This is a genomic window from Flavobacterium flabelliforme (assembly GCF_017948675.1).
Classification (GTDB): Bacteria; Bacteroidota; Bacteroidia; order Flavobacteriales; family Flavobacteriaceae; genus Flavobacterium; species Flavobacterium pygoscelis.
The window spans coordinates 134,746-148,954 of sequence record NZ_JAGFBU010000004.1; the positions used below are offsets into that span (position 1 = coordinate 134,746).

Consider the following 14,209-nt stretch of genomic DNA (forward strand, 5'->3'; position numbering starts at 1 on the left):
AATTTATAAATCAATTTTAGTTTACACAGAATTTAACTTAGTGTCTTCGCATCTTTCTGGCAAGTAGTAATACTCTAAATTATGTTACTCTGAAACTGAAATTTCAAACATTTTATCCCAGTTTTTTCCAGTTACAAAAATGGTTTTAGTTTTAGGATTGTAAGCAATTCCGTTTAAAACATCAGTGTCGGGTAAATGACTGACTTTACTTTTTAGGTCAACAAGATTGATAATTGCTTCAACAATTCCGCTTTTTGGATCTATAATAGCAATAGCATCTTTTTGATAGATATTTCCGTAGATTTTACCATTAATCCATTCCAATTCATTCACCGCCTTTATTTTGGTTTCATAAGAGTAAACGTTAATATAATCTACTTCTTTGAGTGTTTTAGGGTCTAATTTCCAAATTTTCTCTGTTCCGTCCGATTGGTATAAATAAGTTCCGTCATTTGTAAGTCCCCAACCTTCAATTTGTTTAAAGTACGGGAATGTTTTTTCTTTCTTGAAAGTATCGGCATTATAAATATAGCCTTCGTTATTTTGCCAAGTTAGTTGGTAGACTTTGTTATTTAGAATTGTGATCCCTTCACCGAAATACTGATCCGCAAGTTCTACTTTTTTGTAAACTTTACCAGTTTTATAATCTGTTTTTCTTAAGCTCGAAACACCTCTTTTACCAGTTGGACCACTTCCATTTCCTGTTCCTTCATATAATGTGTCACGATAAAATTCTAAACCTTGAGTGTACGCTTCATAATCATGAGGGTAAGTATTTACAATTTTATACTTTAATAATTTAGGTTGTACATTAGAAACTAGCTCAACTCTTGCAGTAGCTTCAGAAAATTCATTATCATAATAAACCTTTGCTTTAAGGTTTTGATAACCTAATTTTTGCTCTTTTAAATCAAAGTTAAGTTTTTCAACTCCTTTGATTGTTGCTACTTTTTTATCATTTACAAAGTAAGTGATACTATCTACCGCTTTGTTATTTGGATTTAATATAGCTAATATAAGAGACTCTTGTGGCTGATATTGCTCCTTAAAAGCACTATTATCAATAGTAAATATAGAATTTTCACCTTTTTTTGTATCACCGCAATTGGATAATGTGATTCCTAATAAAATGATAAATAGGAAGTTATGATTTTTCATAGTTTAAATTTTTGATAGAACAATATACAACGATATTTTATAGCTGCAAAGGTATTGCAAAAATATAAAAAGTGTTGTATATTTGCACCGGCAAGTCCTACACGACCAGCTCCTGCAGACTCCCCCAGGATGGGAACATAGCAAGGGTACGTGGTTGAGCGGTGCGATGTAGGTCGCTTGCCATTTTTTATAAATCTTCTTTTTTGGAAGATTTTTTTTTGAAATAAAGATAATAATAGTCTTCCTTCGGGAGGATTTTTTTATTTTTGGACCTTTCGTATTAAATAGTATAGCAAATGGGTAAAGTAGTTCTTATTACAGGAGGTTCTTCAGGAATTGGGAAATCTATAGGTGAATTTTTGCATCATAAAGGTTTTGTTGTTTATGGTACGAGTAGAAATCCTGAACGTGTTTTGAATTCGGTTTTTCCCTTAGTAGCTTTAGATGTCAGAGATTCTAATTCTATTGGTTTGGCTGTAGCCAAAGTTATTGCTTTGTCGGGAAAAATTGATATTGTAATTAATAATGCTGGTGTTGGAATAACAGGACCTTTGGAAGAAATTCCAATGGAGGAAATCAAAAATAATTTTGAAACGAATTTTTTTGGTCCTATTGCAGTTATGAAAGCAGTTTTACCACAAATGCGCAAACAAAAATCTGGATTAATTATCAATATTACCTCTATAGCTGGGTATATGGGATTGCCTTACAGAAGTGTTTATTCCGCCTCCAAAGGGGCTTTAGAACTGATTACAGAAGCTTTACGAATGGAAGTAAAGGCATTGGGAATCAAGATCACCAATGTGGCACCAGGAGATTTTGCAACCAATATCGCTTCTGGTCGTTTTCATGCACCAGTAATTCAGGATTCTGATTATAAAGTTCCGTATGAAAATACCTTACGTACTATGGATGAACATGTTGATTCTGGCAGTAATCCTAACGAAATGGCAGAAGCAGTTTATAAAATTATTCAATCTCCAAATCCAAAAATCCATTATAAGGTGGGGGTTTTTATGCAGAAATTTTCAATCGTTTTAAAAAGAGTTTTGCCTGATATAGTGTATGAAAAAATGCTTATGAATCATTATAAATTGTAATTTTGCACTCAATTTTAATAGCACGAGGTATTACTTCACTAAGCGTCTATTTTTTATAGGAGTTCAGTGATTTTCATTTGTAGTGAAAAGCCCATAGTATAATGTAGCATCAGCGGAATTATTTGAGGACTTGTAGCGCAAAGCCCGTTTCGCCACGGCGAACACGCCCAAATTATAAAACACACAATTAAATACAAAAATTATGAAATTTTTTATTGACACGGCTAATTTAGCTCAGATTAAAGAAGCACAAGCATTAGGCGTTTTAGATGGCGTTACTACAAACCCATCGTTGATGGCGAAAGAGGGAATTACAGGAAAAAATAGCATTTTGAAACACTATGTTGACATTTGTAATTTGGTTGATGGTGATGTGAGTGCCGAAGTGAATGCTTTGGATTACGACGGAATGATTAAAGAAGGGGAGGAGTTAGCTGATTTACACGATCAAATCGTGGTAAAATTGCCTATGACTAAAGAAGGTGTTATGGCTGCAAAATACTTTTCGGATAAAGGAATTAAAACAAATGTAACTTTAGTATTCTCAGCGGGACAAGCTTTATTAGCTGCTAAAGCGGGAGCTACTTATGTTTCTCCGTTCATTGGTCGTTTAGATGACGTATCTACCGATGGTTTGGCTTTGATTGAAGAAATTAGATTAATTTATGACAACTACGGTTATGAAACTCAAATTCTTGCTGCTTCAGTGCGTCACACCATGCATATTGTGAATTGTGCTAAGATTGGTGCTGATGTTATGACGGGACCACTTTCTGCAATTTACGGATTATTGAAACACCCACTTACTGATATCGGATTAGCTCAATTTGTTGCTGATTTTGAAAAAGGGAATAAATAAAAAGTTTTTTTTAGATTTCTATATTATTATAAAAAAATCCCATTCGCCGCGGCAAATGGGATTTTTTATTAGTTTTATTTTAATTAGTGTCCACTACCTACTTCTATTTCTTTTCCAATTCCTTGTTTCTCTAAAATTCTAATCACTTTCCAACCATAGAATGCAATAAAGGAGAAGCAAAGTACAGGAATAAAGTACGAAGCATGAATGCCTATAATATCAGCTAATTTTCCTTGTAATGGAGGAATAATTCCGCCACCTAAAATCATCATTACTAAAAAGGCGGAACCTTGTGAAGTATATTTACCTAATCCTGCAATTGCTAATGAGAAAATACAAGGCCACATGATACTTAGGAATAATCCACCACTCATAAAGGCAAAAATAGCAATTGTACCTGTAGTAAGTAATCCTATAATCATAGCTGTCATTCCCATTAATCCAAATATCATTAGCGTTCTTGAAGGTTGATCTTTACCTAAAAAGAAACCAGTTATTTGAAATAAAATTACAAATGCATAAGCATATAACGGAGTAACATCTTGTCCAGAAATTGCATTAGCAGTTAGTATAACACCAAATGCCACATAAGGAACTACAATTAATAATATTTTCTTTACCATAGACGACGGATTGAATACAGTAATTGCTCCAGCCCAACGACCAATCATTAAACTTCCCCAGTACATTGACATATAAGGAGCAAGACCAGGCCCAGAAATAGATCCAAAATCAGGAGTTACCAATAATTCACCAAGATTACTTCCTATCGTTACTTCTACACCTACGTAGGCAAAAAGCGCTACCATTCCCAAAACTAACTGAGGATATTTCATGGCGCCCCAACCTTCAGGATTTTTTTGTGCTGTAGTATTTGCAAAAAAGAGACCAATAACAACTACTAATAGCGTTGAAATAGTAAGTGCTAATCCTAAATAATCTTTTTCTTTATTTTCGATAAAATGGGTAATAAAGGTTGGGTCTTCGTATCGAGAAAAGATATAAGCAAAAATAATTACTAAAATTACTGTAATAGCAATAAGCGTCTTGATGGCTTTGTTTGCCATTTCAAAGGTAGCATCCGTTTTCCCAGCGGGCAGTTTTTTTGAAAAATGAAATAATGCAGCTGCCAATAAAAATAAACCACCTACAAATACATATAAAATTCTCATAGACTCTAATGAATCTGGTTTTTGAGCATATTCTTCAATATTTACTCCAGCAATTACACCAAATAATGCTATAGAAACTACTATTGGTCCTATCGTTGTTCCCAATGAGTTGATTCCTCCAGCAAGGTTTAACCTACTTGATGCCGTATGTGGCTCTCCAAGAGAAGCAGCAAATGGTTGTGCCGAAGTTTGTTGTAATGAAAAACCAAGGGCAACAATGAATAAAGCTCCAAGAATAAAAAGATAATTTCCTTCAGTTACTGCAAGAATCATTAACCCTGCGCCAAAAGTGCTTATTAATAAACCATAGATAATTCCTTTTTTGAATCCCCATCCATTTAAAATGTCTTTTTTAGCGATACTACTTAAAATAAAAAGTAATAATGCACCAATATAATAAGCGCCATAAAAGGCAAAATCAATTAGCTGACTTTGAAATTGGTCTAACCCAAATTTAGCTTTACAAAACGGAATAAAAACACCGTTTGATGCACCAATAAAACCCCAAAAGAAAAATACGGTTATTAGCGTGTAAAGCGCAGAATTGTTAGACTGAGTTTTTTCTGTATTCATAATTTTTGTTTGGTTAATTTTTTAGGTTAATAATTTGTTCCATCCGTAAATGTATCTTTTAGGAAAATTAAAAAAAAGTAATTCATTATAAAAATGACTTATATTATACCATCGACAGTATTTCTTTTACCAACTGCAAAATGTGTTGGTTGTAAAATTGCAATTACTCTAAAATTCTAATTTTTACATCCTTACTATAATTTCGGCCAATTGGTAATATGTATGAATGCACTTGTATTCTATTGCCCTCTATAAATTTTACTTTATTAATGGCAATTATATACGATTTATGAATGCGAGTAAATTTATCTACAGGTAATTCTTCGGACAGAGCGGTAAGAGATTTGTGGGTAATATAGGTTTTATCAGCGGTTACTACTTTTATATATTCTTTCATTCCCTCAATAAAAAGAATTTCATCAATAATTATTTTGACCATTTTTTTATCTACTTTGATAAAAATATGAGGATCTAATCTAGGTGTTTCTACTTTAAGATTATTTTTTAAATTAAAATCAGCTTCAATTTTATGAATGCATTTTATAAAACGAGGAAGCGGAATAGGTTTTACTAAATAATCCAACACATCTAACTCATAACTCTCTGCAGCAAACTCTCTAAAAGCAGTTGTAATTACAATTTTAGTTTTATTCTCAATCAATCGGATCAATTCAAATCCTGTCATCAAAGGCATGTGTATGTCTAAAAAGACAATATCAATCGTATTATTGTTTATAAAATCGAGCGCTTCTATGGCATTGTGAAAAACGCCAATAATTTCAAAGTCTGCAAAATTTGTGAAATAATTTTGCAGAATTTTTGTAGCCAATGGCTCATCATCAATCAAAACACATTTAATCTTCATTTTGAACAGGTATTTGTAAACGAATGATATAATAATTGAATTTAACTGTTTTTTCTAGGGTAAAATTATTCTGAAAAATTAATTTCAATCTCTTTTTAGTATTAGATAAACCAATGCCTTTTTTAGTTTTAGCATTTTGTGAAAGTACAAAATTATTTAGTATTTCAAATTCCAGTATTGTGTTGTCAATAACTTTGCAATTGATTTTGATTCTAAGATTACTGTTACAAGGACCACCATGTTTGAATGCATTTTCTATTAGCGTAATCACCAATAAGGGAGGGATTTTTATGTCGTCGATATTCGATTCTATATTTACTGCGACTTCTACGTTTTCAAAACGAAGCTTTTCAATTTCTATATAATTCTGTATGTAATCAATCTCTTTAGTCAAATCGACCATCTTAGTTCCCTTAACGTCATACAGAATATATTCCATCAATCGGGAAAGTTTTAGAATTACATCGGGAACTTTTTTTGAAGATTCTAAAGATAAAGCATATAAGTTATTGAGTGTATTAAAAAAAAAGTGAGGTTGTATTTGAGTCTTTAGATATTTTAGTTTCATTTTAGACTGATTCTTTTTCATAATCGTGTTGCGATCTCTTTCTTTTAACCAATTCATGGTAGAAAAAACAGAAGACGCTATCGATAGAACATAAATTTCACCAATGGTAACTGCTACAATATGATTGATATCAAAAGGATGATACATTTTATTGGCTTCTGGCCAAATATTCTCAGAAATCATATAATATGTCAAACCTGTCTTTAATATATAGATTACTGCTAAACTACCTAATAGAGCCAGAGTGTATTTATAATATTCAAATTTTACAATGTAACGCGGAATGAGTACTAACAAATTAAAGTACACAAAAGGAATGTGTAATGAAAACTCGATCAGATTGGATTTGAAAGAATACGGATAATTATCAAAGTAAGATCCCCAACGTAAAAAGTTGATTAAAAAAAAGATAATCCAAAAACCAAAATGGTTTCTAAATTCGGTATTAAATTTTATTTTTTTAATGAGGTTCAATACTAAATAATTTATTGATAAGAGATTGTTTTTTACAAATTCAAATAAGAATGTTTTGCAACTTTAAGGAATTTGAAACCAAAAATCGAATTTTATAGTACCAAAATTTAAAATAATTTAAAAATAAATTGGTAACGACTTTCAAAAAGCATTTCGTAGTAGAAACAGTGTCGTTGGTTGAATATAGTTGCGATCTCACTGTTAAATTTCATAAAATTTACGCATTGTTTATTAAAGTAAGTGGTTAATGTTGATTTTATGGTTGTTAGTATATTTTGTTTTTTTAAGAATGTTTTAACAATTAGATTTACACTATAACTAACAAAATAAATCATTTATAATGAAAAAAATTATTTTAATCTTTATGATTCTTTTCAGTGCGCAGGTTTCGCTTGCTCAAATGAAAACAATTAAAGGTTCTGTGACGGACGGAAGTGGTTCGCCATTGCCTGGTGCTAATGTAAATGTACTTGGTGAAAAAAACGGAACTGTTACTGATCTTGATGGTAGCTTCTCTATTAAAGCAGAGAAAGGAAGGACTTTAGTAATTTCTTACATCGGTTTCGATCAACAAAATGTTGTTGTTGGAGACGAAGTAATTAAAGTACGATTAAAAGAGTCCTCAGAAAATAAACTTAATGAGGTTGTGGTTACGTCATTGGGAATTAAGAAATCTAAAAAATCCTTAACCTATTCTGCTCAGGAGGTCAAAGGAGATGAAGTTACCAGAGTTAAAGATGCAAACTTAGTAAATAGTCTGTCCGGAAAAGTGGCAGGTTTAACCGTAGAGAAAAGTGCTTCTGGAGCAGGTGGTTCTGTAAAAGTTACTATTAGAGGAAATACATCTGCTACAAACAATCAACCGTTGTATGTAATTGATGGAATACCAATGTTAAATACCTCTTCGTCTCAAGGGAATCAAGTTTTTGGAGATACAGCTGGTGGAAATAGAGACGGTGGAGATGCCATTTCTATGATGAATCCAGATGATATAGAATCTATTACGGTGCTAAAAGGAGCTTCGGCAGCTGCATTATATGGTTCTCAAGGAGCTAATGGTGTAATCTTAGTCACTACCAAAAGAGGTAAAGAGGGTAAAGTTACAGCTAATTATAATTCAAGTGTATTTGTTGATAATGTAGTTTCTTTACCTGAGTTTCAAACTTCTTATGCTGCAGAAGCTGGTGCTACTACTTCTTGGGGCGCTGCAAAAAAGTCACCAAATCATGTAAAAGATTTTTATAATACCGGTATGACCTATATTAATTCTGTTTCGATAAACGGTGGAACAGATAAAATGACAACGAGTCTAACTTATGCCAATACTAAAGTTGATGGTGTTATGCCAACAAATGAGTTTAAGAAAAACAATATTGCGCTACGTCAAAGTATTAAAATGTTTGATGATAGAGTAACTGTTGACGCGTCTTTGTCTTATGCGGAACAAAAAATTAACAATAAACCAGTAAATGCATTGTATTTTAATCCATTAACGGGTGTGTATTTATTTCCAAGAGGGAATGATTTTGATACTTATAAAAACAATTATGAAGTTTTTGATCCAGCAAGAAACTTAATGGTACAAAATTGGCCAACGGGTACTAGTGATATTATTCAAAATCCTTTTTGGATTCAAAATAGAAACCGATCTATTGATAAAAATCAGTCTTTAATTTCATCTGCAGCAATTACTTATAAAGCGAATGATTGGTTAAGTTTTAAAACTAGAGGAGGATATAATAAATTAAATAATTCATTTGACAAAAGAATGTATGCTAGTACAAATCTAACCTTATCTGGTGCTAATGGAAGATATATTTATTCTGACAGCGAAAGTTCTCAATTGTATGCCGATTTAATTGCTACTATTTCAACTAAAATCAATGCTGATTTTTCATTTAATGCTAACATTGGTACGAGTTTAACTAAATCAACAATTAATGATGCAATTACAAGTGATTCCGGTACTACAAAAGGCGGATTAGTTTATGCTAACTGGTTTAACACAGGTAATTTTGACTCTGCAGGTAAAAATAATCAAATTGTAGGTGCCAAAAAAGAAGTTCAATCGGTATTTGCTAGTGCCACTTTTGACTACAAAGAAATTCTTTTTCTGGATGTAACAGGTAGAAACGATTGGTCTTCAACCTTAGTAAATACAGATAATTTAGGTTTCTTTTATCCGTCAGTAGGTCTTACAGGGATTTTAAGTGAAATGGTTTCATTGCCAGAAACAATTAGTTTTGCAAAATTCAGAGCTTCCTATGCTCAAGTTGGTAATGATGTTGGTGCTTATTTAACAACTCCTTTAAATACAGTAGGTAACGGAGGTCAACTGGGTATTCCGCAAGTAGGACCGAGTCCAGGATCCTCTTTGAAACCAGAAAAACAAAACTCTTATGAGTTGGGTACAGAATGGAGATTTTTTAATAACAGATTGGGTTTTGATTTTACATACTACCAAAACGAAACCAAAAATCAATTGATACAAGCTCCAGCTCCAATTCCTAACACTACAGGATACGCTAATTATGCTTTTAATGCCGGAAGTATACAAAATAAAGGATTAGAGATTACATTATTTGCAAAGCCAGTAGTTTTAGATAATTTTTCATGGGATTTAGGTTTAAATTTTGCTTCGAATAAGAATACAGTTTTAGATTTAGGAGCTGGTGCTCAAGGAGCTGTTAATACTGTTATTCTAACAAATGGTGATCCAAACAGTTATAGATATGTATTAGAAGTTGGTAAACCATTTGGAGAAATACAAGGAAAAAATATTCTAAGAAATGACAAAGGCCAAATTGTATTAGATGCCGACGGTCGCATTCAAAAAACCGAATTTGTTGATTTAGGAAGTTCTAATCCAGACTTTATGTTAGGTTTCTCTAACACGTTCAAATACAAAAAAGCATTTTTAAATGTTCTTGTAAATGGAAGATTTGGTGGTCATGTAATGAGTATGACTGAAGCTATGTTAGATTTTTATGGTGTTTCTAAAGCTTCAGGAGACGCTCGAGATGCAGGTGGTGTTGCAATAAATGCTGTTGATATTAATGGTAACGCAGTAACTACAATGTCAGCTAAAGAGTATTACAATCAAGTGGGTGACAGAAGTGGTGCTACGGGAGAATATATGTACAAAGGAACCAATATTAAACTAGGAGAAATTTCATTGGGCTATTCTTTTGATTTTAGTAAAAGCACCATTTTTAATACCGTAAACCTTTCTGTAGTAGGTAAAAATTTATTTTTCTTTTACAAAGATGCCCCGTTCGATCCAAACGTGACATTAAGTACGGGAGAAGGTTTACAAGGAGTGGACATTTTTGGAGCTCCTTCAACAAGAAGTATTGGTGTTAATTTAAATTTAACTTTCTAATTCTATTAAAGAACTCCGTTTTTTGATTGTAAGATGTTTGTTTTTTCAACTTTAAAATAAATAGCTGAACTCGAAAGAGTTGCTTACAAGTCAACGAAAAGATTTTAATCAATAAAAAAATCCACAAATGAAAAATAAATTATTAATCTTAGGTACATTCATATCCCTTTCTTTAGGGAGCTGTACAGGTGATTTTGAAAATATAAATACTAGCGATTCTAATTTTAGTAATGCACAGTTAGAACAAGATTTTAATCATGTCAAAGGACCGATTAAAAAGATGGAACGTTCCATGTATATTCTTGTTGCCGATGATTGGCAAGGCGATATTCAGTTCAATTTAAGTGCCGATATATTCTCTGGATATATGGCAACTCAGCATGATTTTGCTGGAAATAGTAATAACTCTACTTATGCTCTTACAGATGGTTGGAACCAAGCAGAATGGGTTCAGAAGTATCAAAATGAAATGGTGTATGCTTATAATCTTGAAAAATTAACTAAAGACAAGTACCCACAATTTTATGCTTGGTCTTTGATTTTGAAAGTCTATGCAATGCATAAAACCACAGATTATTATGGACCAATTGTATATTCTGGTTTTGGTAATCCTGATGGATCCACTCCTTATGATTCTCAACAAGCTGTTTACAACCAATTTTTTGCGGAATTAAAAACGGCTACAGATATATTGAATGCAAAAGTAGCTAGTGGTACTACTACATTTTTCCCTGATGCAAATGACAAGACAGATGGAACTACCGCAAAAGGAAGTATTGTAAAATGGATAAAATTTGCTAATTCATTGCGTTTGCGTTTGGCAATGCGCATCTCAAATATTGATCCAGCAAAAGCAAAAACAGAAGGTGAAGCGGCTTTAACAGGTTATGGAGTTATTAGTTCTAATGATGACAATATGCTTTACTTAGCAGATCATCCTGTTGCTACTTTTAGCGGACCGTGGGCTGATATTGCTGCTGGCGGAGCCATAACGTCTATCATGAACGGATATAATGATCCAAGAAGAGCCATGTTTTTTAAGACGGCAAAAAATGGTACTTTTCAAGGTATCAGAATGGGATCTTTGGTAAATGATGAATATAGATTTTCAAAAGCGGATCAATTTTCTATAATTGGTCCTATTGTTGAAAATGGAATGATACCTTGGTTTTGTGCTGCTGAATCCCACTTCTTGAAATCGGAAGGAGCTTTAAAAGGTTGGAATGTTGGTGGTACTGCACAGAGTTTTTATGAGTCAGGTATAACAACCTCTTTCGCACAGTTAAGTACTAGTGGAGTTGCTTCTTACCTAAGTGATGATGTTTCTATGCCAGCTAATTTCTCAGATCCATTAAATGCGGCAAATAATAATGCAGCTCAAAATTTAGTAACTGTTAAATGGTCTGATGCTGTTTCTAATGAAGTGAAACTACAAAAAATTATTACTCAAAAATGGATTGCAGGTTTCCCTGACGGTCAAGAAGCTTGGGCAGATACTAGAAGAACAGGATATCCTAAATTATTTTTACCGGTAAACAATTATTCAGCAGGAAAGATTCCGGTGGGAACTTTTGTGAAAAGATTGAACTTTCCTGTAAATGAGAAAACATCAAATCCAATGGGATATGCTAAAGGGCTTCAACTTTTAGGTGGTCCAGATAATGGCGGAACTAAACTTTGGTGGGATACAGGTATTAATAAATTCTAAAAAAAGGAAATAAAAAAGGAATAGAATTGGCATAAGTATTTCCATGCTTATGCCTTTTTTTATTTTGAAATTACATAAATTTTACAATCCAATTTTGTTAGAATTATTTGTAAAACCAGCTGTATTTTAATCCTAATAGTCAATTTAAAAACGGAATAGTTTGTATGATTTAGTATAATAACGATACTATACCCAATGTGATTATCCAATCTGATAATAAATAAACGTACAAACAAAATAGGCCAGTGCTTCCAGAAGAATAAAGCGGAACTAAAAAATGAAGAGTAGCTTTTTGATCGGAATAATTTAGATTAAAACGATTTGAACTCAAGCATCAATTTAGAGCACATTAATTTCAAGAAATGCTAGCCAATTGAAAAAAAATAATAATGAAAAATACTTTAGAAATTAAATCTGATATAAGTTATAAAAGCGCAGGAAAATTTGAAGACACCAGATTTGAAAAAATTCATAATGAAATCTTCAAAAATTCTATTGATGGTTCTCTAATTGTTGCTCAGGAAATAGCGCAATTAATAAGAAATAAACAAGAAAAAAACAAAAAATGTGTTCTTGGTTTAGCTACCGGTTCTTCCCCGATAAAAGTTTATGAAGAATTAGTACGTATGCACAAAGAGGAAGGACTTAGCTTTACCAATGTTACTACTTTTAATTTGGATGAATACTATCCAATGACCAAAGAAAATAGCAAAAGTTATCATTATTTCATGCACCAACATCTCTTTAATCATATTGATATTAATCCTGAGAATATCAATATTCCTGATGGAACAGTAGCAATAGAAGAGTTAAACCAATATTGTGTGGATTATGAAATGAGGATCAAAAATGCCGGCGGATTAGATTTTCAATTATTAGGAATTGGACGTACGGGTCACGTTGGATTCAATGAGCCAGGATCTCACATCAATTCAGGCACCCGAATCATTACTTTAGATCATATTACAAGAGTAGATGCTTCTTCTGATTTTAACGGAATTGATAACGTTCCTAAAAGAGCAATTACAATGGGAGTTTCTACAATTATGAGATCTAAGAGGATTGTACTAATGGCTTGGGGACAAAACAAAGGAGAAATTATAAAGAGAACAATTCAAGGAAATATTAGCTCGGATATTCCTGCTACATTCTTACAAAATCATACCAATGCGACATTCGTTTTAGACCAATTTGCTGCTTCCGAGTTAACTCGTTTTAAAACTCCTTGGTTAGTGGGCGAATGCATTTGGACACAAGAATTAAAAAGTAAAGCAATCGTTTGGTTATGCCAGAAAACAGAGCAATCTATTTTAAAATTAACAGATAGAGATTACAATAATAACGGTATGTCAGATCTTTTGGCACAGGAAGGTTCCGCTTATGATTTAAACATCAATATGTTTAATGTATTGCAACATACCATAACGGGATGGCCAGGAGGAAAACCTAATACAGATGATTCGCACAGACCAGAAAGAGCTACTCCTGCCAAAAAAAGAATCATCCTTTTTAGTCCACATCCAGATGATGATGTAATTTCTATGGGAGGTACTTTTTCAAAATTAATAAAACAAGGTCATGATGTTCACGTAGTTTATCAAACTTCGGGTAACATAGCAGTTACAGATGATGAAGCATTAAAATTTGCTGAGGTTTCGAATGATTTTATTGCAAAAGAAAAAAGTGTTCTCGATTTTGAGTCGATAATTCATTTTCTTAATAATAAAAAAGAAAATCAAATTGACTCTCTTGAAGTTCGAAAACTAAAGGGATTAATCCGAAGAAGAGAATCCTATGCCGCCACAAGATATATTGGTTTAAAAGATGAAAACACCCATTTTTTAGATCTTCCTTTTTATGAAACGGGTCAAATTAAGAAAAATCCATTAGGAAACGTAGATGTTGCTATTGTCGCAGCTATAATTGCTAAAATTAAGCCCCATCAAGTTTTTGCTGCTGGAGATCTAGCAGATCCACATGGTACACACGAGGTTTGTTTGAACGCGATTTTTGCTGCAATGAAACAATTAAAATCAGAACTTTACATGAAAGATTGCTGGTTGTGGTTGTACCGTGGCGCTTGGCACGAATGGGATTTACACGAAATAGATATGGCTGTTCCTTTGAGTCCAGATGAGGTTTTGCTAAAAAGGCACGCTATTTTATACCATCAATCTCAAAAAGACAGAGTTATGTTTCAAGGAAATGATTCTCGAGAGTTTTGGGTAAGAGCCGAAGACCGAAATAAAAACACCGCAAAACTGTACGATGATTTAGGGCTTGCTGAATATGAAGCGATTGAAGCATTTAAGCGTTTTGATTATTAAAACAACATTTAATTTAGTTCCTA

The 14,209-nt window shown here is 32.7% G+C and carries 9 protein-coding genes and 1 other RNA gene; 6 read left to right on the forward strand and 4 right to left on the reverse strand.

Annotated features, from left to right (window positions below):
- Window positions 1-84: 84 nt before the first annotated feature.
- Window positions 85-1,158, reverse strand: coding sequence for a glutaminyl-peptide cyclotransferase (locus J3S90_RS11155; RefSeq protein ID WP_210646257.1), 1,074 nt, complete (start codon window positions 1,156-1,158; stop codon window positions 85-87).
- Between the two features lie 88 nt (window positions 1,159-1,246).
- Between J3S90_RS11155 and ffs the strand changes: the two genes are divergently transcribed.
- From ffs to fsa, 3 genes are all read left to right on the forward strand, one after another.
- An RNA gene (ffs, locus tag J3S90_RS11160) (signal recognition particle sRNA small type) lies at window positions 1,247-1,344 on the forward strand.
- A gap of 110 nt (window positions 1,345-1,454) precedes the next feature.
- On the forward strand, window positions 1,455-2,258 hold the full coding sequence (locus tag J3S90_RS11165; protein WP_210646258.1) for an SDR family oxidoreductase: 804 nt from the start codon (window positions 1,455-1,457) through the stop codon (window positions 2,256-2,258).
- 202 nt (window positions 2,259-2,460) lie between these two features.
- Complete coding sequence (fsa, locus tag J3S90_RS11170; protein WP_035672771.1) at window positions 2,461-3,117, forward strand: fructose-6-phosphate aldolase; 657 nt, start codon at window positions 2,461-2,463, stop codon at window positions 3,115-3,117.
- 83 nt (window positions 3,118-3,200) lie between these two features.
- Here the strand turns inward: fsa and J3S90_RS11175 are convergent, their stop codons facing one another.
- From J3S90_RS11175 to J3S90_RS11185, 3 genes are all read right to left on the reverse strand, one after another.
- A complete protein-coding gene (locus J3S90_RS11175; RefSeq protein WP_210646259.1) occupies window positions 3,201-4,862 on the reverse strand; it encodes an MFS transporter in 1,662 nt (553 codons plus the stop codon).
- Window positions 4,863-5,025: 163 nt separating this feature from the next.
- Window positions 5,026-5,727: a LytR/AlgR family response regulator transcription factor gene (locus J3S90_RS11180; protein ID WP_210646260.1), complete on the reverse strand. Its 702-nt coding sequence runs from the start codon at window positions 5,725-5,727 to the stop codon at window positions 5,026-5,028.
- Window positions 5,717-6,769, reverse strand: coding sequence for a sensor histidine kinase (locus J3S90_RS11185; RefSeq protein ID WP_210646261.1), 1,053 nt, complete (start codon window positions 6,767-6,769; stop codon window positions 5,717-5,719). Before J3S90_RS11185 ends, J3S90_RS11180 begins: the two co-directional genes overlap by 11 nt.
- Window positions 6,770-7,109: 340 nt before the next feature.
- On the opposite strand from J3S90_RS11185, the gene J3S90_RS11190 reads away from it, so the two are divergent.
- From J3S90_RS11190 to nagB, 3 genes are all read left to right on the forward strand, one after another.
- The gene (locus tag J3S90_RS11190; RefSeq protein WP_210646262.1) at window positions 7,110-10,151 is read left to right on the forward strand and encodes a SusC/RagA family TonB-linked outer membrane protein; all 3,042 of its coding nucleotides are present in this window, start codon (window positions 7,110-7,112) and stop codon (window positions 10,149-10,151) included.
- Window positions 10,152-10,278: 127 nt separating this feature from the next.
- The gene (locus J3S90_RS11195; RefSeq protein ID WP_210646263.1) at window positions 10,279-11,859 is read left to right on the forward strand and encodes a RagB/SusD family nutrient uptake outer membrane protein; all 1,581 of its coding nucleotides are present in this window, start codon (window positions 10,279-10,281) and stop codon (window positions 11,857-11,859) included.
- 389 nt (window positions 11,860-12,248) lie between these two features.
- The gene (gene nagB, locus J3S90_RS11200) at window positions 12,249-14,186 is read left to right on the forward strand and encodes a glucosamine-6-phosphate deaminase (protein ID WP_210646264.1); all 1,938 of its coding nucleotides are present in this window, start codon (window positions 12,249-12,251) and stop codon (window positions 14,184-14,186) included.
- Window positions 14,187-14,209 lie beyond the last annotated feature (23 nt).